General features: G+C 61.3%; 14 protein-coding genes. 8 read left to right on the top strand and 6 right to left on the bottom strand.

Annotated elements, in window-relative coordinates; translation table 11 throughout:
• Positions 1-20: 20 nt before the first annotated feature.
• Complete coding sequence (locus LQ215_RS01540; RefSeq protein WP_230147094.1) at positions 21-3,101, bottom strand: efflux RND transporter permease subunit; 3,081 nt, start codon at positions 3,099-3,101, stop codon at positions 21-23.
• Positions 3,098-4,207 (bottom strand): efflux RND transporter periplasmic adaptor subunit, encoded by a 1,110-nt coding sequence (locus LQ215_RS01535; protein WP_230147093.1) that lies wholly within the window; start codon positions 4,205-4,207, stop codon positions 3,098-3,100. The genes LQ215_RS01540 and LQ215_RS01535 overlap by 4 nt, the downstream gene beginning before the upstream one ends.
• Positions 4,208-4,416: 209 nt before the next feature.
• Here LQ215_RS01535 and LQ215_RS01530 point away from each other — a divergent pair, with 209 nt between their 5' ends.
• Both LQ215_RS01530 and LQ215_RS01525 read left to right on the top strand, forming a co-directional pair.
• On the top strand, positions 4,417-5,877 hold the full coding sequence (locus tag LQ215_RS01530) for an efflux transporter outer membrane subunit (RefSeq protein ID WP_230147092.1): 1,461 nt from the start codon (positions 4,417-4,419) through the stop codon (positions 5,875-5,877).
• Between the two features lie 65 nt (positions 5,878-5,942).
• Positions 5,943-6,728 carry an SDR family NAD(P)-dependent oxidoreductase gene (locus tag LQ215_RS01525; protein ID WP_230147091.1) on the top strand — a complete coding sequence of 262 codons (786 nt, stop codon included), beginning with the start codon at positions 5,943-5,945 and terminating at the stop codon, positions 6,726-6,728.
• An 86-nt stretch (positions 6,729-6,814) separates the two neighbouring features.
• Here the strand turns inward: LQ215_RS01525 and LQ215_RS01520 are convergent, their stop codons facing one another.
• From LQ215_RS01520 to LQ215_RS01505, 4 genes are all read right to left on the bottom strand, one after another.
• On the bottom strand, positions 6,815-8,086 hold the full coding sequence (locus LQ215_RS01520) for an OmpP1/FadL family transporter (protein WP_230147090.1): 1,272 nt from the start codon (positions 8,084-8,086) through the stop codon (positions 6,815-6,817).
• 50 nt (positions 8,087-8,136) lie between these two features.
• Positions 8,137-8,949 carry a thioesterase family protein gene (locus tag LQ215_RS01515; RefSeq protein ID WP_230147089.1) on the bottom strand — a complete coding sequence of 271 codons (813 nt, stop codon included), beginning with the start codon at positions 8,947-8,949 and terminating at the stop codon, positions 8,137-8,139.
• 138 nt (positions 8,950-9,087) lie between these two features.
• Positions 9,088-9,708, bottom strand: a complete 621-nt coding sequence (locus LQ215_RS01510; RefSeq protein WP_003202289.1) for a TetR/AcrR family transcriptional regulator — start codon at positions 9,706-9,708, stop codon at positions 9,088-9,090.
• Positions 9,709-9,809: 101 nt separating this feature from the next.
• Positions 9,810-10,235, bottom strand: coding sequence for a VOC family protein (locus LQ215_RS01505; protein ID WP_230147088.1), 426 nt, complete (start codon positions 10,233-10,235; stop codon positions 9,810-9,812).
• 103 nt (positions 10,236-10,338) lie between these two features.
• Between LQ215_RS01505 and LQ215_RS01500 the strand changes: the two genes are divergently transcribed.
• The 6 genes from LQ215_RS01500 (at position 10,339) to LQ215_RS01475 (ending at position 19,719) form a co-directional block, all read left to right on the top strand.
• On the top strand, positions 10,339-11,217 hold the full coding sequence (locus LQ215_RS01500) for a LysR substrate-binding domain-containing protein (RefSeq protein WP_230147087.1): 879 nt from the start codon (positions 10,339-10,341) through the stop codon (positions 11,215-11,217).
• A 241-nt stretch (positions 11,218-11,458) separates the two neighbouring features.
• Entirely contained in the window at positions 11,459-12,223 is a 765-nt protein-coding gene (locus LQ215_RS01495; protein WP_230147160.1) for a substrate-binding periplasmic protein, read from the top strand.
• A gap of 271 nt (positions 12,224-12,494) precedes the next feature.
• Complete coding sequence (gene mexE / locus LQ215_RS01490) at positions 12,495-13,748, top strand: multidrug efflux RND transporter periplasmic adaptor subunit MexE (protein WP_230147086.1); 1,254 nt, start codon at positions 12,495-12,497, stop codon at positions 13,746-13,748.
• Positions 13,749-13,763: 15 nt separating this feature from the next.
• Positions 13,764-16,943 (top strand): efflux RND transporter permease subunit, encoded by a 3,180-nt coding sequence (locus LQ215_RS01485; protein WP_230147085.1) that lies wholly within the window; start codon positions 13,764-13,766, stop codon positions 16,941-16,943.
• Positions 16,940-18,361, top strand: coding sequence for an efflux transporter outer membrane subunit (locus LQ215_RS01480; RefSeq protein ID WP_003202299.1), 1,422 nt, complete (start codon positions 16,940-16,942; stop codon positions 18,359-18,361). Before LQ215_RS01485 ends, LQ215_RS01480 begins: the two co-directional genes overlap by 4 nt.
• A gap of 299 nt (positions 18,362-18,660) precedes the next feature.
• The gene (locus LQ215_RS01475; protein WP_230147084.1) at positions 18,661-19,719 is read left to right on the top strand and encodes a tetratricopeptide repeat protein; all 1,059 of its coding nucleotides are present in this window, start codon (positions 18,661-18,663) and stop codon (positions 19,717-19,719) included.
• Positions 19,720-19,742 lie beyond the last annotated feature (23 nt).

Below are 19,742 nucleotides of genomic sequence, written 5' to 3'. Positions count from 1 at the left end.
AAAAGCACAAGTGCGCGGGCTTAAACCTGCGTTGCTGTCTGAGCGTGCGCTGAAGGGTCAGGACGTATCCTGAACCAGATGGAATACATCGCTGGCAGGAACACCAGCGTCATGATGGTGCCCACGAACGTGCCGCCGATCAGTGTGTAGGCCAGCGTCCCCCAGAACACCGAATGCGTCAGCGGAATGAAGGCCAGGATCGCTGCCAGCGCCGTCAGCAGCACCGGGCGGGCCCGTTGTACCGTGGCTTCGATGACCGCGTGGAACGGGTCCAACCCTTCCTGTTTGTTGTGATGGATCTGCCCGATCAGGATCAGTGTGTTGCGCATCAGGATGCCCGAGAGTGCGATCAGGCCGACCAAGGCGTTGATCCCGAACGGCTGCTGGAAAATGAGCAGGGTCGGCACCACGCCAATCAGGCCCAGCGGTGCAGTGAGGAACACCATGATCATTGCCGAGATCGAACGCACCTGCGCGATGATGATCAGCAGCGTCAGGGCCACCATGATCGGCACCAGCGGCACGATCGCCTTGCCGGCCTTGCCCGACTCCTCGATGGCGCCTGCCTGCTCGATCCGGTAGCCGCTCGGCAGCGTCTCGATGACCGGCTGCAGTGCCTTTATGATCGCGCTCGAAACGTCCGGTGGCTGCAAGCCTTCGGCAATGTCGCCACGCACGGTAATGGTCGGGGTGCGATCACGACGACGAAGAATCGGATCCTCCATGCGCACATCGACTTCGCCCACCTGGGACAGCGGAATGCGCTGGCCCGCCGCGCCCACCAGGGTAAACCCTTCGATCCTGGCCGGATCGAGGCGAATGTCACCGGCAGCACGACCGACCACCTGCACCGAACGGATGTCCTCGCGAACCGCCGTGATCGGCACTCCCGAGAGCAGGAACTGCAATTGCTGCGCGACGGCATTTGACGTCAGGCCGACCGCCTGCAAACGATCCTGGTCCAAGGTGAAATGCAACGTCGGCACCAGTGGCCCCCAGTCGGTATTGACGGTTCGCATCAGCGGGCTCGCCTGCATGACATCCTGGACCTGGCCCGCGATCTCGCGCAATTTCGACGGATCAGGCCCCATCACCCGGTAGGCAACCGGAAATGGCGAATACGGACCGAACACCAGTTGCGTCACCCGGATCCGTGCTTCTGGGGCAAGCCCCTCGGCAGCCGCCTCACGAAGACGGAACTTGAGGGTCTCGCGCGCTTCCTGGTTCTCGGTCAACACCACGATCTTGGCGAACGAAGGATCGGGCAGTTCCGGCGCCATCGCCAGATAGAAGCGTGGCGCGCCTTGGCCGATGTAGGCCGTGACGATTTTTGCCTCATCCTGTTTTTGCAACCAGGCCTCGACCTTGGCCGTGGCGGCGCTGGTCTGCTCGATGGAGGTGCCATAGGGCATCTGCACCTCGACCATCACCTCGGGACGGTCGGAGGTCGGGAAGAACTGTTTCTTGACCAGCCCCATGCCGAGAATCGCCACGACAAATGTCGCGATCACGGTGCCGGCCACCCACCACTTACGCGCGATGACGCGGGTCAGGACCTGGCGGAAACGATTGTAGTGGCGGGTGTTGTAGATGGCTGCGTGACCGCCCTCGACCTGCTTGATGTCCGGCAACAGCTTCACCCCCAGGTAAGGGGTGAAGGCCACCGCCACCACCCAGGAGGCGATCAGGGCAATGCCGACGATCCAGAACATGTTGCTGGTGTACTCACCGGCGGTCGACTGGGCGAAGCCGTTAGGCATGAATCCGATAGCCGTCACCAGCGTGCCGGACAGCATCGGTGCAGCGGTATGGCTCCAGGCATAGGCGGAGGCTTTGATCCGGTCGTAGCCCTCCTCCATTTTCACCACCATCATTTCGATCGCGATGATGGCGTCGTCCACCAACAGCCCGAGCGCCAGGATCAGCGAACCCAGGGTGATCCGGTCGAAGTTCTTGCCGGTGGCCGCCATCACCACAAACACTATCGCCAGTGTCAACGGTACGGCGGCTGCGACCACAACGCCGACACGCCAGCCCATGCTGAGAAAGCAAACGAGCATTACAACCAGCAGCGCGACAAAAAACTTGACCATGAACTCACCGACGGCCGAGTCAATGTTCACGGCTTGATCGGTGACCTTGGTCAATGTCATGCCCAGTGGCATGCCTTCATTGATCTTGGCCGTCTCCGCGTCCAGGGCCTTGCCCAGGTCCAGGCCGTTCCAGCCCTCGCGCATTATGACCCCCAGCAACAGCGCTTCTTCGCCGTTATTGCGCACCAGGAAGGTGGCCGGATCTTCATAACCACGCTCGACGGTCGCGACGTCCGAGAGCTTGAGCGTGCGACCTTGAATCGCCAGGGGCGTGTCACGGATTTTCGCCAATTTATCGAAGGCACCGTCTACCCGGAGGAAGACCTGTGGCCCGTTGGTTTCGATGGAGCCGGCGGGCGTGAGTAGGTTCTGGCTGTTCAGCGCGGCGAAAATATCCTGGGGCGAGACGCCCAAAGTGGCCAGCCGGTCATGGGAGAAGGAAACAAAGATGCGTTCGGGCTGCTCACCGATGATGTTGACCTTTTTCACGCCCGCCACGTGCAACAGGCGCTGGCGCAACGCTTCAGCATCGCGCACCAGCAAGCGCTGTGGTTCGCCTTTGGCTTTCAGGGCGAACAGCGCGAACGTCACATCGGAAAACTCATCATTGACCATCGGCCCAATCACGCCCGCCGGCAACTTGAGTGCTTCGTCCTGGAGCTTCTTGCGTGCCTGGTAGAACTCCTCCTGCACTTGCGCAGGTGGCGTGCGATCGACCAGCGACACCATGGTGAAGGCCAGGCCCGGACGGGTGTAGGTGTCCGTGCGGTCGTACCACTTCAGTTCTTGCAGGCGCTTTTCAAGCGGCTCGGCGACCTGGTCCTGCATCTCCTGGGCGGTCGCGCCTGGCCATGCCGTAATGACGGTCAACTGCTTGACCGTGAACGGCGGGTCCTCGGCACGCCCCAACTGGAAGAACGCCAAGGTCCCCGCGACGGCAATCAGGAAGATCAGGAACACGGTAATGGAGCGCTCGCGAACGGCGAGTGCCGACAGGTTGAGGCTCATGGACGGCCCCCGGCAACCTTCACATCACCCGGTTGAGCCAGCCGCACTTGCTCACCTTCGCGCAGCAGATGGGCGCCGAGCCCGACGATACGCTCGCCCACATTGAGCTTGCCGGCAACTCGCGCAGCGTCATCGCTCAAACCCAGGATCTGCACAGGTCGCCAGGTGACTTTCGCCGGCTCCCCGTCTATGACCCACACGCCGGTGCCGGTGCCCGGGTCAAAAACGGCGGCGATCGGCACTTGCAGCGCCTGCCGTTGCGCACTGTCTTCGGCGATGCGAAGGGTGACGGTCGACCCCAGCGGCGCATTGGCCAGCGCCCCCTCCAGCACGTACCGCGCCTCGAAGGTTCGCGTCACGCGGTCAGCCGAATCCGAAAGCAGCCTCAGCTTCGCGGTGACCGCCCCCGTGGTGACGCCATAAAGCGTCGCCTGTGCGGTGGCGCCTGCGGCAGGCCGCAAGGTTTCGGGCAATTGCACAACGGCTTCGCGCTGCCCCGCCCGCGCCAGTCGAACCACGGTCTGCCCGGGGCTGACGACTTGCCCAGGCTCGGCGAGCGTGTCCATCACAACGCCGTCGGCATCGGCGAGCAGCACGGCATAACCCGATGCGTTTTGGGCGACGTCAGCCTGCGCTTGCGCGGCGCTGAGTTGTGCCTTGGCCGTGTCGGCAGCCGCTTTTATCTGGTCGTAGCCCGATGCGGAAATAGCGCCTGCGGCGACCAGGTCGCGGTAGCGTGCCTCGTCATCGGCGGTCTGCTTGGCCCGGGCCCGAGCGGCTGCGACCGCCTCTTGTTGGGCTCGCGCCTGCAGCCCCAGGTCGATGGGGTCGAGGCGCATCAACGGCTGCCCCCGCTTGACGACCTGTCCGCTATCGACCAGCCGCTCAAGCACCTTGCCCGCTACCCGAAAGCCCAGATCGCTCTGGACCCGAGCCGCCACGACGCCGGTAAAAGATCGCGAGAGATCAGACGAACCCTGGACTTCAGAGACCCGCACCCAGGGCGCAAGCGTGCGCGGATCTTTAGCGGTGGATGAGTCGCCACACGCCGTCAGGACGAGAGGCAACAAGCAAGCGGCAAAGGTGACAGGTCGAAGCCGGAGCATAGGTTCCCTTTTGGGCAAATAGGACAGGAGCCTCATTCTCAATCTAGTGACCATTACTGTCAATCGTCACAACCCATCATGGAGCACTTGTTACGTCAATACTTGCTGGTTTAGAGGTGATCGTGGGACTGAATCCTCTGAGTGCTCATTGACAGGTTGTGACCACAATATAATATGGTCACAAATCATCCATGACTCCAGGAGTCTCAATGTCGCCCCTCCACCCCGCCGCTTTGCTGGTGAGCTTCAGCTTGATGACCGGTTGCACGGTCGGACCGGACTACCAGCGTCCGGAGGCTGCGCTGGCGCATCGTTACCTGGGCCAGGCGGCTGTCGAGCAAAGGTCCGCAGCGACATCGGCCAGCCTCGTCGCATGGTGGGAAGGCTTTGCTGATCCAGTGCTCAGCGACCTGATTGCCCAGGCCCTTGAGCAGAACCTGGACCTGGTGCAGGCATCGGCGCGCGTCACCCAGGCAAGGGCAGGCCTGGGTGCTGCAAATGCTGCGTTATTGCCATCTGGAACCATCAGCGGCCAGGCCGCGCGCTCGTACCAATCCGTGGAAACACCCCTTGGCCAAGTGCTGAATTCCACGCCTGGATACGATCGGTACGGCAACGCCTACGAACTTAACCTGGGTGCCAGCTGGGAAATCGATCTCTTCGGCGGCCTGCGCCGTGGACGCGAGGCCGCATTGGCCCAATACCAGGCGTCCGAGGCTGGCGTCGCGGCCACACGACTGGTCGTTGCCGCGCAGACGGCCGATCTCTACATCACCGCCCGCGGGCTGCAGGCGCGGCTGGACATCGCCAATCGACAAGTCAAGACGCAGCAGGATCTGTTGGAAAAAGTCCAACTGCTCTACAGCAAGGGCCTTGCGGCCAGCTATCAGGTTCACCAGGTCGAGGGCAGCCTCTCGCAGGTTCAGGCGACGGTGCCCGTGCTGCAGACCGGCCTGGATGCCGCCATGAATGCGCTGGATGTCATGCTTGGCACGCCACCCGGTACCCATCGCACGCAACTGGCGAACGGACGAAGCATCCCCCTGGCGCCGCAGATAACAGCCATGGGCACCCCCGCCGATCTGCTGCGCCGCCGGCCAGACCTGATCGTGGCCGAGCGCCGTCTTGCCGCCTCCAATGCGCGTATCGGCGAAGCTGTCGCTGAGTACTACCCGAAATTTTCCCTCAGTGCATTACTGGGCAGTGCCACGGCGGTTTCCGGCGGCAACCTGTTCACTGGCGATGCCAGCCAGGCAGCCGGCGCGCTGGGCCTGCGCTGGAGACTCTTCGACTTTGGCCGCATCAATGCGCAAATCGACCAGGCCAAGGGGCAGGAAGCCGAAGCGCTGGCGGCTTACCGCCAGTCCGTACTGCGCGCCACCGAGGACGTCGAGAATGCCTTCTCCGCGCTGGTGAATCGAGAATCCCAGGCGAACACCCTCACCCAGGGCGAAACCTCGCTGGCGCAGGCCCGCCAATCGTCATTCATCGCCTATCAGAAAGGCACGGCCAGCCTGATCGATGTCCTGAATGCCGACGCGACGCTGCTGCAAGTCTCCGATGCGCGGGCCCATGCGCGCATGGAGTCGGCACGGGCGGCGGTTGCTGCATTCAGGGCGCTCGGTGGCGGCTGGCAACCTCCTGAGGCCGAGCCGGTGGCGACTCGCTGAGTTGACCCAATAACACAACACTTGCGGCACCCCTCTCCTTCAGCTCACAACCAGAGACCAACGATATGAAACCGAACGAACGCTCCTGGGTGCTCATCACAGGCGCCTCAAGCGGATTTGGCGAAGAGTTTGCCCGGCAATACGCAGCACAGGGAAAATCGCTCGTCCTGGTAGCGCGCAGGTTGGATAGACTCGAGGCGCTGTCAGCGCAGTTGCGCGAGCGTTTCCACATCGATGTGCTCGTCGAACAAGTCGACCTGTCCTCGATCCCCGCGATCATCGATCTGCACGCGCGACTGAGCGAGCGCAATATCCTGATCGATGTGCTCATCAACAATGCCGGCCACGGCTTGCAGGGGCCTTTCCTGACTCAGTCCCTGGACCAATCGCTGGCGATGATCGCCCTGGATATCGCCAGTGTGACGGCCCTGACCCACCTCTTCGCAAGCGACATGCGAATCCGCCAACGTGGACAGATCCTTATGGTCGCAAGCTTGCTGTCCTTCCAGGGCGTAAAGAATTTTGCCGTCTACTCTGCCGCAAAAGCCTACGTGCTTCGTTTCTCCGAAGCCCTTCATCGCGAACTCAAAAGCGATGGCATCGCCGTGACAGCCCTTTGCCCGGGCATGTCGGACACCGGATTTGCAGAGAGTGCCAGGCAAAAGCTCACACCGGCTTTGAAAAGCGTGATGATGCAACCCCAGCCTGTGGTGCGCGCTGGAATCCGAGCGCTTCAAGCCGGACGCATGAGTGTCGTTCCCGGGCTTGGCAACAAGGCAATCACCGTCCTGACCTGGGCCACCCCGCGCTGGTTTCATCAGGGCCTCATGGCACGCATCATGGGCGTCTGAGCAAGGCTGCTTTTATCCTGGGAAACGGCATTCTGAAGGTCGGGAGACAATGCACGCGTGCCCCCGACCTTTAGAGCGGTGATCGATCAGAAGCGATAGCTGACGGAGGTACCCAGGCCGCTCGCGCTGTTCCTGTACTTGGAGCTGTAGGCACCTCTGGTCGGCGAGGTTTCGTTGACCCGTACGCTCTCCTCCCACAGATAGGAATAAGCGACGTCGATCGTAACGTTGTCCACTGGCGTCCAGCCGGCGCCGAAGCTGATGATTTTTCGGTCGCCGGTAGGAATACGTGGCCCACGGTTGGTGTTGTTGGCGGGCGACTGGTCGACCGAGAAGCCTGCACGCAGCACCCACTGGTTATTCAACTGATACGACGTGCCAATGGCGTGAGCCCACGTATCGTGCCAATTCTGCTCTTCGGTGATGGTGCCCAGCGCGCCGCTCAATAAAGGTGGCAAGCCCGTGTTCTCGATGGTCAGTTCCTTGAAGCGACTCCAGCGTGTCCAGGTGCTGCCCGCGTACAAGGTCCAATCATTGTCGAGCTGGTGAGTTAGCGAGATGTCCACGGACTCCGGGGTGTCCACATCCAGTGAAGCATCATAGCTGCGCCCGCTAAGCCCTATCACACTGAAGATGCCGTTGCTGACCTTGGTCTTGGCATCCAGGTGGTAGCTGACCTTGGAATGGTAGGTCAATCCGACACGGGTCCGATCCGTCGCCTGCACCAGCACTCCAGCATTGAAACCAAGGGCGGTATCGTCGCCGTTGCTTTTGAGTTTTCCATCATTGCGACCCGGGCTCAGTGGATTGGGCACTGTGCCGGTTATCTCGCCACTGATACGGTTGACCGTCGGGCCGAACCCGATCGAAACCCTGTCATTGAAGGCATAGCTGATGGTGGGCTGGAACGTGAGCGTTGTGACCTCGCTTTTGTTGCCGTAGTAGCGCCCGGCAAAGTCGCTGCCGTAATCGGTAATCAGGCCGAACGGCACATAGAAACCCACGCCGAACGCCCAATGTTCATCGATGGGCTTGACGTAGTAACCCATGGGCACAGTGGTCGTGGGCACGACGTCGCCGTCTTCCTGGCCGCCAAAAGTACTGCGGGTCTGGCTGATGTCATTCTTCGCGAAGAGCGTCGCCGCCCCCAGGCTGACCTGCTCTGACTTGAGGCGAGACATGCCCGCGGGGTTACCGAAGACGGTGCTCGCGTCCTCGGCCGAGGATGAGCGACCGGCAAACCCCGACCCCATCCCGCTGATGCTCTGTTCATTCAGGGCAAAACCGCTTGCAAGCACGTGAGAAGTGGCGAGCGCAACGACGAGACCCACGGGGGCCTTGAGTATTATTTTCTTCATTATTGGGACTCTGGATTGAAACTCTGGGGTTGCAGCCTGGGTTGTTTGTATTAGGTGAAAATCGCCACCGTCTGGCGCGCCCAAAGCACGCGGCGGCCGCTTTCGTCCCATATTTCCATGTCCTGTAGCGAGTACCCTTCCAGCGCCTGCTGGCTGAAAGAGCTGACAAGAAACCATTCGCCGGCAGCGGCTGGCTGCGGCAGGTCAATCATCCAGGACGCGGAGCTGATAGCGGCGGGTTCGGTGAAACAGGTCATGGCGGCCGGCGGCAAACTGTCAGCCAGTGCAATCAGGGCAACGGCCGGATCCACGCCCTGGGCATCCAGGTGGCGTACCCACATCAATAATTCAGGACTTTCGGCACCGGACACCGGCAGCGAACCGCCCGCAGGACGCATCTCGAAGTTATAGGCGCAAGCCGGAGCAATCTTGCTGTCCAGCGCCAGCGTGGCGTAGTGGGACGGCCCCTCCACAAACGGCCGGCCCCAGGAATCATGCGTAATCCTGCTTGCCCTGGGTTGGGCGAACAGCAGGATCGTGCGCAACGCAAGGTCATCACCCGATAGGCAGTCGACGGATACCGAGGTGACTGATCGCCCTTGGCGCAATACGCTTACATCGAACGTCTGGGCCTGTGTTACCGGGGCGATGAATGACACCTGGGCGGACTTGAACGGAGGGAAGTCCGCCGGACGTTCCCGCAAGACCGCCTGCAGCGATAACGCTGCCGAAAGCCCGCCGAAAATGGTACGACCTTGCTGCCAGTTGGGCGGAGAAACAAAGGGGGCGTCTGGATCGAATTGCTGCAGCAGTTTGGCAAAGCTCGTCATACCGACGCTCCAGGCTAAGAGCAGATGCGTCATATTTATTCATGTGACTATTTGTGTCAATGGTCACGAACTGGATAAATAAAGACGACCAGCAGCCTTTGGAGCGAGAGGTGAATCGGATGGGTAAAGGCGGCGCCTGCAATGGCCTGGGGGGCAATCTTCAGCGAGAGCTCAAGGCATGAGGCTGCGCAAGATCAAGTTGCAGGTGAGCGTGGGGGCAACCTCGACATAATCGAGACTGTATTGCAGCAGCAACGGATTGACGAAAGGCCGCAGCGCCAGATGGATCGCGTCTACGGTTTCGTCCAAGGGTGTCTTGCGTTCGAACTCGCCAAGCTCCCGTCCCTCGCGCACGATTTGCAACACGAAGCTCTTGATCCGAGCGTTGTAGACTTGCGAACTGGGCCATTGCTCAGACGCGGAAAACGCCGCAATGTCATAGAGCTTGCGGTCATTGAAAAACAGGTTAACGCCTGTGGTGATCAGGGCCTTGACCAGGCGGCGAAAACGCTCCGTCGCTGAAAGCCCATCTTCACTGATGGCCTGCTCCACCGCCGCGACGATTTCTGCCAGGCACTGGCTACAGATAGCCTCGCCAATCGCCTGCTTGGAGTCGAAAAACTTGTAGATGTAGGCCTTGGAGAACCCAATGGCCTTGGCCAGGTCGGACACCGTGGTCTTGCCGTAGCCGTATTGACTGAAATGCTCGTTGGCCGCCGCGACAATCTGGTTTCGAATGTCGTGATCGGCGGGGCCGCGGGTGCTGGGCGAAGGTATTGAGGGCTGGTTCATGGAGGCAGCTTACGCATCCTGAAGATCGTTGACAACTTGTGACCATTGCTCAATAGCGTCACAAGCCAGCCACTATCAAGCTGTCGGCACGCCCCTTCCTTCTATTTAGCGAAAATCTGGCTCATATCCTTGAACGCCTTGAATTCCAGCGCATTACCGCAAGGATCGAACAGAAACATCGTCGCCTGCTCTCCAACCTGTCCTTTGAAACGTATGTAGGGTTCGATCACGAACTCGGTACCAAAGGATTTCAGCCGCTCGGCCAGCGCTTCCCACTCCTGCCAACCCAGAATGATGCCGAAGTGAGGCACCGGCACGTCGTGCCCATCGACCTGGTTGCTCTGGGCGCTCTCTTGGGAAGCGGTCTTCGGCTGTTCATGGATCACCAACTGATGGCCGTAGAAGTTGAAATCGACCCAGTGCGCGCTGGAGCGGCCCTCTTGCAACCCAAACACTTCGCCATAAAAGGCTCGAGCGCCTGGAAGGTCATAAACAGGGATTGCGAGGTGGAAGGGAGAAAGGCTCATCATGGCTCCTGCTGCTTTTTTGTAAGGACCGGGCCATGGTAAGGCCGGGCTCAAAACAAGAAAAACAATATATTTCTCTCAGTGACACAACTAATATTTGTGAATGATCAAAGAACTCAAGACCCTTATCGCCGTAGCCCGGGAAGGCACTTTCGCTGCCGCAGGCCATAAAATCGGCCTCACCCAGGCTGCGGTCAGCGCGCAGATCCAGCGTCTGGAAGCCGAACTGGGCTTCGAGATTTTCGACCGCAAGGGACGCACGGCCCACCTCAATCGGATGGGCCATCAAATACTCTTGCAAGCCCAAGAACTGTTGCGCCTTTACGACAATCTTGGCGCGAGCCCTGCCGGGCTTGCCCCCAGCGTCCTGGTGAACATCGGCGCTATCGCTTCGGTGCAGCGCTCCTTCCTGCCAGACGCACTCGCCAGGTTTCACCAACAATGCCCGCAGTGCCGCACGCGGGTGCTGCCTGGCGTGTCGATGGAGTTGATCAACCTGGTGGATGCCGGCGAAATCGACATGGCCGCCATCATCCGTCCACCTTTCTCGCTGCAAAGCGATCTGCGCTGGATGACCCTGGCGCTGGAGCCGTATCGACTGATCGTTCCAAGCGAGATTCCCGGAGAAGACTGGGCCGAACTGCTTGGCAGCCAACCCTTCATTCGTTATGACCGGGCGTCGTTCGGTGGCCGGCAGGTGGACCGCTTCCTGCGCAAGATGCACTTTGCCTTGCATGAAGTCAGCGAGCTGGATGAACTGGAGGCCATCATCAAGCTGGTTGGAAACGGCGTCGGTGTAGCCCTGGTGCCGCAAACCGCGACCCACCGCAAATGGCCAGAGGGGGTGCGCGCCGTCGACCTCGCAGAGCACACCTTCCACCGTGATGTCGGGCTCGTCCATCGACCTCGACAAGGCCTCACTGAACCCGCGGGGATAATGGTGCAATTGATTGCCGAGCACGCCCGAGCCAACCCCGTATGAATCCCCCCTCTTTGCACCGAAACAAAAACCAGTGCGCAGGCTCAAGGTTTTAGTCGACCAGATGATCTATACCTTCAAGTACACGCAGTCAGGCCAAGGCAACAGACTGGCGTGTCCTGATAAAACGACTGTGGCAACCCCGCTTCGGGTGCGCCGCATGACATAAAACATCGGCCTGCAAGAAGCTATTTCCGCGCCCCCTTTGAATGGCGCGCCACTTCCAATGCCTGAAGTATTGATCATGAGCTTGAGCAAACGCGTCTTGAATGCCCCTACCAGAGCGCTAGCCAGGCTTTGTCTGTTGTTACCGCTGTTGGTCGTAAATAACGCACGCGGTGAATCCCTGGAGATAGAACTGCATATCCTTGACGCGCCGCCGCTGACGTTCGTCGACGACCCCAGGGGTCACGGAATCGTTGGCGATGTCGCCGTGGCGGCCATGACCAAGGCTGGGTACGCCGTGAAAATCCATGTACTCCCCTGGGCCAGGGCACAGAAACACGTCAGTGAAGAACATGACCACCTGATCGCGCCCCTCTCGCGCATTCCCACCCGCGAGGATCGCTTCACCTGGATCGCCTCGATCATGCCCATGGAGCGAGCTTTCTTCAGCCTTGATCGGCGGGTGAGCAGCTTTGCCCAAGCGAAGGAAACCTACCGCAAGATCGGCGTCGGCCTGGGCAGTGCCCAGGAAGATATCCTGCGCGCCGAAGGGTTCAGCGATGAGCAGATCTACCCGTTGGCCATCGGCGACAACCCCGCCCAGATGCTCTTGATGGGGCGCATCGATGCGTGGTTCAACGGTGTGCCGGAGAGTCGATACATCTGGCCGAAGGTGTCCAAACGCAAACTGCTCATGAGCTTGGTCGGCAGCAGCGCCGATCTATACCTGGCCTGCTCCAAGCAATGCTCGCCCAAAATGGTCGAGGACTTGCGCCAAGCGGTTGAAGCGCTTCGGGCAGATGGGACCGTCAAGCGAGTGCACGACATCTATTTGCCGCAGTAGGCTGTGGCGAGGGGATTTAGCGAAACGTTGCACCGCCCCGTTGGGTTGCGAAGCAACCCTGAATCTTTTGGGGTCTGCTGCGCAGCCCAGCGGGGATAAATCCCCTCGCCACAATAAACTCAACATCCAATGGACAGCATCGCCGAACTAGAGCCCCTATCGATGGCTTATATCATTCTGAATGATAGTTACCTTTGCTTCATTCGATTCGTTCCTCTGCCTTGCGCCACGCATCATCCGCCCATTCTCAATACATTGGCGGATGCTATCCATGGAACATTCACTTTCAAAACTGCGTTTTCCCCTCGCGCTGCTGGCGGTGCTGGTGATGAGCGCCTGCGGCAAGGCTCCCGACACGGCAGCGTCCATGCCGCCGGCCAAAGTCAGTGTGGCCAAGGTATTGGAGCAGCCTGTCAACGAATGGGATGAATTCACCGGTCGCCTTGAGGCACCGGAAACCGTCGAAATCCGTCCGCGGGTTTCCGGGCAAATCGACGAAGTCGCCTTCACCGAAGGTGCGCTGGTCAAGAAAGGCGACCTGTTGTTCCAGATCGACCCACGCCCGTTCCAGGCTGAAGTACGTCGTCTCGAAGCCCAACTGGCCCAAGCCCGCGCCACCGCCACCCGCAGCGAAAACGAAGCCCAGCGTGGCGAACGCCTGCGCTTGAGCAACGCCATTTCCGCCGAGCTGGCCGACTCGCGCACCAGCGCCGCCCAAGAAGCCCGCGCTGCCGCTGCGGCGATCCAGGCGCAACTGGACCTGGCCAAGCTGAACCTGAGCTTCACCCGGGTGACCTCGCCTATCAGCGGGCGCGTCAGCCGGGCGGCCATCACCGCCGGCAACCTGGTAACTGCCGACGTCACCCCGCTCACCAGCGTGGTCTCCACCGACAAGGTCTACGCCTACTTCGATGCCGATGAACGCGTCTTCCTCAAGTACACCCAACTTGCCCGCCAGGGCCAGCGCGGCCAGGCCACACCGGTCTACATGGGCCTGTCCAACGAAGACGGCAACCCGCACCTGGGCCAGATGAACTTCGTCGACAACCAGGTCAACCCGCAGACCGGCACCATCCGCGGTCGCGCCGTATTCGACAACAAGGACGGGGCCTACACCCCAGGCCTGTATGCCCGCCTGAAGCTGGTGGGCAGCGGCACCTACTCCGCCGTGCTGATCAACGACGAAGCCGTGGGCACCGACCTGGGCAAGAAATTCGTGCTGGTGATGGACGCCGAGAACAAGCCGGCCTACCGCGCCGTCGAGCTGGGGCCGAAGATCGAAGGCCTGCGCATCGTGCGTAACGGTCTGAACAAAGACGACACCATCATCGTCAAGGGGCTGCAACGGGCTCGCCCCGGTTCACCGGTCACGCCTGAAACCGTGCCGATGGCCAGTGAAGAAACCATCGCCGCCCTGGCACAACAACGAAAAGCGCTCGAAGCCAGCAACCTGCCCCAAGTCGCGCCATCCAAGGCCGCGTCAGAGTCGGTAGGCAAGTTGGCCGCTGCGACCCCACGCGGTTAAGGGACTGAATCCAAGATGAAATTTTCCCAGTTCTTCATTTCGCGGCCGATCTTCGCAGCAGTGCTTTCGCTGCTGATCCTGATCGCCGGCGCCATTTCGCTGTTTCAGTTGCCGATCAGCGAATACCCGGAAGTCGTGCCGCCGACCGTGGTCGTGCGCGCCAACTTCCCGGGCGCCAACCCCAAGGTCATCGGCGAGACCGTGGCTGCGCCCCTGGAGCAAGCCATCACCGGCGTCGAGAACATGCTGTACATGTCCTCGCAATCCACCGCTGACGGCAAGATCACCCTGACCATCACCTTCGCCCTGGGCACCGACCTGGACAACGCCCAGGTGCAGGTGCAGAACCGCGTCACCCGGACCGAGCCCAAGCTGCCGGAAGAAGTGACCCGGATCGGCATCACGGTGGACAAGGCATCGCCCGACCTGACCATGGTCGTGCACTTGACCTCGCCGGACAAACGCTACGACATGCTCTACCTGTCCAACTACGCCCTGCTCAACATCAAGGATGAGCTGGCGCGCCTGGGTGGTGTGGGTGATGTGCAACTGTTCGGCATGGGTGACTACTCCCTGCGAGTCTGGCTGGATCCGAACAAGACGGCTTCGCGCAACCTGACCGCGACCGATGTGGTCACCGCGATCCGTGAACAGAACCGCCAGGTGGCTGCCGGCGCCCTGGGTGCGCCGCCAGCGCCCAATGCCCAGGCTTTCCAGCTGTCGATCAACACCCAAGGGCGCCTGGTGAATGAGGAAGAGTTCGAGAACATCATCATTCGTTCCGGCGCCAACGGTGAGATCACGCGACTGAAAGACATCGCCCGGGTCGAACTGGGTTCCAGCCAATACGCCCTGCGCTCGCTGCTGGACAACCAGCCGGCGGTGGCGATCCCGATCTTCCAGCGTCCGGGCTCCAACGCCATCCAGATCTCCAACGACGTTCGCGAGAAGATGGAAGAGTTGAAGAAGGGCTTCCCGGCCGGGATGGACTACAGCATCGTCTATGACCCGACGATCTTCGTCCGCGGCTCCATCGAGGCAGTGGTACATACCCTGTTCGAAGCACTGATTCTCGTGGTGCTGGTGGTGATCCTGTTCCTGCAGACCTGGCGCGCCTCGATCATTCCATTGGTGGCGGTGCCGGTTTCGCTGATCGGTACATTCGCGGTGATGCACCTGTTCGGCTTCTCGTTGAACGCCTTGTCGCTGTTCGGCCTGGTACTGGCGATCGGTATCGTGGTGGACGACGCGATCGTAGTGGTGGAGAACGTCGAGCGAAACATCGAACTGGGGCTCACCCCGGTGGAGGCGACCAAGCGCGCCATGGGCGAAGTGACCGGCCCGATCATCGCCACCGCCCTGGTGTTGTGCGCGGTGTTCGTTCCGGCAGCGTTCATCAGTGGCTTGACTGGGCAGTTCTATAAGCAGTTCGCCCTGACCATTGCCATTTCCACGGTGATCTCGGCGATCAACTCCCTGACCCTGTCGCCGGCCCTGGCTGCCGTATTGCTCAAGGGGCATGACGCGCCCAAGGACCGTTTCTCCAAGTTCCTGGACAAGATTTTCGGCGGCTGGCTGTTCCGTCCATTCAACCGCTTCTTCGAGCGTGCCAGCCATGGTTACGTGGGCACCGTCGCCCGAGTGATCCGTAGCAGCGGCATTGCCCTGGTGCTCTATGCCGGCCTGATGGTGTTGACCTTCTTCGGTTTCTCCACCACCCCGACCGGTTTCGTGCCTGGCCAGGACAAGCAATACCTGGTGGCCTTCGCCCAATTGCCGGATGCCGCGAGCCTGGATCGTACCGAAGACGTGATCAAGCGCATGTCGGACCTGGCCCTCAAGCAACCGGGCGTTGAAAGCGCCGTGGCCTTCCCTGGCCTGTCGATCAACGGTTTTACCAACAGCCCGAACGCCGGCATCGTGTTCGTGACCCTCAAGCCTTTCGACGAGCGCAAGGATCCGAGCATGTCGGCCGGTGCCATCGCCGGCGCCTTGAACGGCCAGTACGCCGGGATCCAGGAAGCCTACATGGCGATCTTCCCGCCGCCGCCGGTACAGGGCCTGGGCACGATCGGTGGTTTCCGCCTGCAAATCGAGGACCGGGGCAACCTGGGCTACGACGAGCTGTACAAAGAAACCATGAACATCATCACCAAGAGCCGCAGCGTGCCGGAACTGGCCGGGTTGTTCACCAGCTACACCGTGAACGTGCCTCAGGTCGATGCCGCCATCGACCGTGAAAAAGCCAAGACCCACGGCGTGGCCGTCAGCGACATCTTCGACACCCTGCAGATCTACCTGGGTTCGTTGTATGCCAACGACTTCAACCGCTTCGGCCGTACCTACCAAGTCAACGTCCAGGCCGAGCAGCAGTTCCGTCTCGAGTCGGACCAGATCGGCCAGCTCAAGGTGCGCAACAACCGTGGCGAGATGATCCCGCTGGCGACCTTCATCAAGGTCAGCGACACCTCGGGACCCGATCGCGTGATGCACTACAACGGCTTCATCACCGCGGAAATCAACGGTGCCGCCGCCCCGGGCTACAGCTCCGGCCAGGCTGAAAAGGCCATCGAGAAACTGCTCAAGGACGAATTGCCCAACGGCATGACGTACGAATGGACCGACCTGACCTACCAGCAGATCCTCTCGGGCAACACCGCGCTGTTCGTGTTCCCGCTCTGTGTACTGCTGGCGTTCCTGGTGCTCGCGGCACAGTACGAAAGCTGGAGCCTGCCATTGGCGGTGATCCTGATCGTACCGATGACCCTGCTGTCGGCGATTACCGGGGTGATTCTCTCCGGCGGCGACAACAACATCTTTACCCAGATCGGCTTGATCGTACTGGTGGGGCTTGCCTGCAAGAACGCGATTCTGATCGTCGAGTTCGCCAAGGATAAACAGCTCGAAGGCATGAACCCGCTGGCGGCGGTCCTCGAAGCGTGCCGCCTGCGTCTGCGGCCGATCCTGATGACCTCCTTCGCCTTCATCATGGGCGTGGTGCCCCTGGTGTTCTCCAGTGGCGCCGGTGCGGAAATGCGCCATGCCATGGGTGTGGCGGTGTTCTCCGGGATGCTCGGCGTGACCTTCTTCGGCCTGCTGCTGACCCCTGTGTTCTATGTACTGATCCGCAACTTCGTCGAGCGCAGCGAGGCCCGCAAGGCGGCCCGGGCTTTGAAACTGGAGGCGCAACAATGAGTTTGAAAGCGTTCGTGCCGAGCTTGCTGGTATTGGCCTTGAGTGCCTGCGCCGTAGGCCCGGACTACAAGGCCCCGCAAACGGAGGCGGCGAATATCACCACCGCCACCGACGGCGCCGCCGGCCAGAAGAATTTCGACCGTGCCCGGTTCGAAGGCATCTGGTGGCAGCAGTTCGACGACCCGACCCTTAACGCGTTGGTGACCCGTTCCCTGGAAGGCAACCGCGAGTTGCGCGTGGCCTTCGCCCGTCTGCGGGCCGCCCGGGCGATTCGCGATGACGCCAGCAATGACGCCATGCCGACCATCACCAGCCGTGCCAGCAGCAACCTGGGCAAAGGCCAGATCCCGGGGCAAACCACCGACCGGGTCAATACCGAGCGTTACGACCTGGGCCTGGACATGGCCTGGGAACTGGACCTGTTCGGACGCATCCAGCGCAACCTGGAAGCCACCGATGCCAATCAGCAGGCGATCGAAGCCGATCTCTATCAGTTGCAGGTGACGATGATCGCCGAACTGGTGGACGCCTACGGTCAATTGCGCGGCGCGCAACTGCGGGAAAAGATCGCCCTGGCGAACCTCAAGAACCAGCAGGATTCACGCAAGATCACCGAAAGCCTGCGTGATGCCGGTGTCGGCGATCAGCTCGATGTGGTGCGGGCCGATGCGCGCCTGGCCTCGGTGGAAGCCAGCGTGCCGCAACTGCAGGCCGAACAGGTGCGCCAACGCAATCGCATCGCCACGTTGCTGGGCGAGCGTCCGGATAAACTCAGCGTGGACCTGAGCCCGAAACAGTTGCCGGCCATCGCCAAGGCCCTGCCCATCGGCGACCCGGGTGAACTGCTGCAACGGCGCCCGGACATTCTCAGTGCCGAACGCCAACTGGCCGCTGCTACGGCGCGCATCGGCGTGGCCAAGGCCGATCTGTTCCCACGGGTCAGCCTGAGCGGTTTCTTGGGCTTCACGGCTGGACGCGGCTCGCAGATCGGCTCCTCGGCGGCCAACGCCTGGGCGTTGGGCCCGAGCATTACCTGGGCGGCTTTCGACCTGGGCAGCGTGCGGGCGCGCTTGCGCGGTGCCGACGCCGAGGCCGACGGCGCCCTGGCGACCTACGAACAGCAAGTGTTGCTGGCCCTGGAAGAGTCGGAGAACGCCTTCAGTGACTACGGCAAGCGCCAACAACGGCTGATCTCGCTGATCCGCCAGAGTGAATCGAGCCGTGCCGCCGCCGACCTGGCCGAGATTCGCTACCGCGAAGGCACCGTGGACTTCCTCGTGCTGCTCGACGCCCAGCGCGAACGCCTGGCCGCCGAAGACACCCAGGCCCAGGCCGAAGTGGACCTGTACCGCGGCATCGTCGCGATCTACAAGGCCCTGGGCGGCGGCTGGAAACCGGAGACCGTTGCCAGCAACTGATCCCCGTCTCAACCGAGCTCCTTTGGTTGGCCGCAACCAGCCAAATTTTTGCCCCGCTTCTCATTTGGACGCGGGGCTTTTTTTCGGCTGTAACCCAAAGCCCATTGGGAAAGCCCATTGTGGGAGCGAGCTTGCTCGCGATAGCGGTGTGTCAGTCAATATCAACGTTGCTGATCCGACGCCTTCGCGAGCAAGCTCGCTCCCACAGTGTTGAACGCGCATAACTCACAGGGTTTGACTCAAGCCCCCACCTGACCGAAGCTTGCGGCATTTCACGCTCCTGGTTATGGATTACCTGCATGTCTTCGTCTCGCCGCCGCTATCTGCTTCTCAGCCTCTGTGTCCTGTTGGTGATTGGTCTTGTCGCGGTATGGCTGCGCAGCACCACCCCGCAGATCCCTGAAGCGATCAAGCGTGGCTACAGTGAAGCCTTGGGCAGCGCCCGCAACGGGCAGCCAGGGGCGGCGCGGATGCTTTACCAGCAATTGGGGCGTCCGGACCTTTCGCCCAAGCGCCGCGTGTGGCTGCACGCCGAACTGCCCAACTACCCCAGCCCCCAAGCCCTGAAGCTGGCGGACGCGGACCTGCACAGCGAATCGCCGGACGTGCGTCGGGCCGCCATTGGCAGCATCGTCGGGCTGGTGCCGACCGGCCAGCGCAGCCTGTTGCTCGGCCCGCTCCTGGATGATGACGACCAGAATGTCCGGTTCGCCGCCGTGAACGCGCTGCTGGGTTTGTCGCCGGATGACCTCGGCCTGTATTTCGGGGCGATGCAGATCGCCATCGACACCTGGGAACAGGTGCTCGAGGACGGTCCGAAAACCGCTGAGACCCACTACCAGCTCGCCCGACTGCACCTGCACAACGCCGAGTTGAAGAAAGCCCAACTGGCCCTTGAACAGGCCTTGCGCCTGCAACCGGACAACCTGCCGGCGCTGGTCATGCAGATCGAGGTGCTGGACAAACAGGGCCAAAGCGAAGCCGCACGATTATTGCTCGCCCGACAGTTGCAAACCCAGCCCGCGTCGGCTTATCTGCAACATGCGCTGGGCATGTGGTTGCTGCAACACGGCCAGAACGAGTATGCGGTGCTCGGCTTGGCAAAGGCCGTGGAACTGGAGCCCGAGAACCGCCAGTACCGCTATGACCTGGCGACCACCCTGCATGCCGAGCAGGAAGTGGAGGCGGCGCAGAAACAGCTGCAGGAAATCGTCCAGCGCTACCCCGCCGATCGCAAGGCACGGGTGCTGCTGATCAACTATTGGAAGGAGACCGGCCAGTTGCAGAATGTTCAAATCCTGCTGGCGCAACTTGAACAGCTGAACCCGGACGACCCAGCGCTGCAGCAGGGTCTGTAGGCCTAATACCTACCAGTTGAGTA

The sequence above is a fragment of the Pseudomonas brassicacearum genome (assembly GCF_918698105.1).
Lineage (GTDB): Bacteria > Pseudomonadota > Gammaproteobacteria > Pseudomonadales > Pseudomonadaceae > Aquipseudomonas > Aquipseudomonas brassicacearum_F.
This window is presented reverse-complemented; position numbering and strand designations above follow the sequence as displayed.

What these genes read in the sequence shown, in the direction of transcription:
- LQ215_RS01510 (WP_003202289.1), bottom strand. Translation starts at nt 9,708, where the DNA reads ATGAACCAGCCCTCAATACCTTCGCCCAGCACCCGCGGCCCCGCCGAT.
- LQ215_RS01535 (WP_230147093.1), bottom strand. Translation starts at nt 4,207, where the DNA reads ATGCTCCGGCTTCGACCTGTCACCTTTGCCGCTTGCTTGTTGCCTCTC.
- LQ215_RS01480 (WP_003202299.1), top strand. Translation starts at nt 16,940, where the DNA reads ATGAGTTTGAAAGCGTTCGTGCCGAGCTTGCTGGTATTGGCCTTGAGT.
- LQ215_RS01485 (WP_230147085.1), top strand. Translation starts at nt 13,764, where the DNA reads ATGAAATTTTCCCAGTTCTTCATTTCGCGGCCGATCTTCGCAGCAGTG.
- LQ215_RS01515 (WP_230147089.1), bottom strand. Translation starts at nt 8,949, where the DNA reads ATGACGCATCTGCTCTTAGCCTGGAGCGTCGGTATGACGAGCTTTGCC.
- LQ215_RS01540 (WP_230147094.1), bottom strand. Translation starts at nt 3,101, where the DNA reads ATGAGCCTCAACCTGTCGGCACTCGCCGTTCGCGAGCGCTCCATTACC.
- LQ215_RS01500 (WP_230147087.1), top strand. Translation starts at nt 10,339, where the DNA reads ATGATCAAAGAACTCAAGACCCTTATCGCCGTAGCCCGGGAAGGCACT.
- LQ215_RS01505 (WP_230147088.1), bottom strand. Translation starts at nt 10,235, where the DNA reads ATGAGCCTTTCTCCCTTCCACCTCGCAATCCCTGTTTATGACCTTCCA.
- LQ215_RS01530 (WP_230147092.1), top strand. Translation starts at nt 4,417, where the DNA reads ATGTCGCCCCTCCACCCCGCCGCTTTGCTGGTGAGCTTCAGCTTGATG.
- LQ215_RS01520 (WP_230147090.1), bottom strand. Translation starts at nt 8,086, where the DNA reads ATGAAGAAAATAATACTCAAGGCCCCCGTGGGTCTCGTCGTTGCGCTC.
- LQ215_RS01525 (WP_230147091.1), top strand. Translation starts at nt 5,943, where the DNA reads ATGAAACCGAACGAACGCTCCTGGGTGCTCATCACAGGCGCCTCAAGC.
- LQ215_RS01495 (WP_230147160.1), top strand. Translation starts at nt 11,459, where the DNA reads ATGAGCTTGAGCAAACGCGTCTTGAATGCCCCTACCAGAGCGCTAGCC.
- mexE (WP_230147086.1), top strand. Translation starts at nt 12,495, where the DNA reads ATGGAACATTCACTTTCAAAACTGCGTTTTCCCCTCGCGCTGCTGGCG.
- LQ215_RS01475 (WP_230147084.1), top strand. Translation starts at nt 18,661, where the DNA reads ATGTCTTCGTCTCGCCGCCGCTATCTGCTTCTCAGCCTCTGTGTCCTG.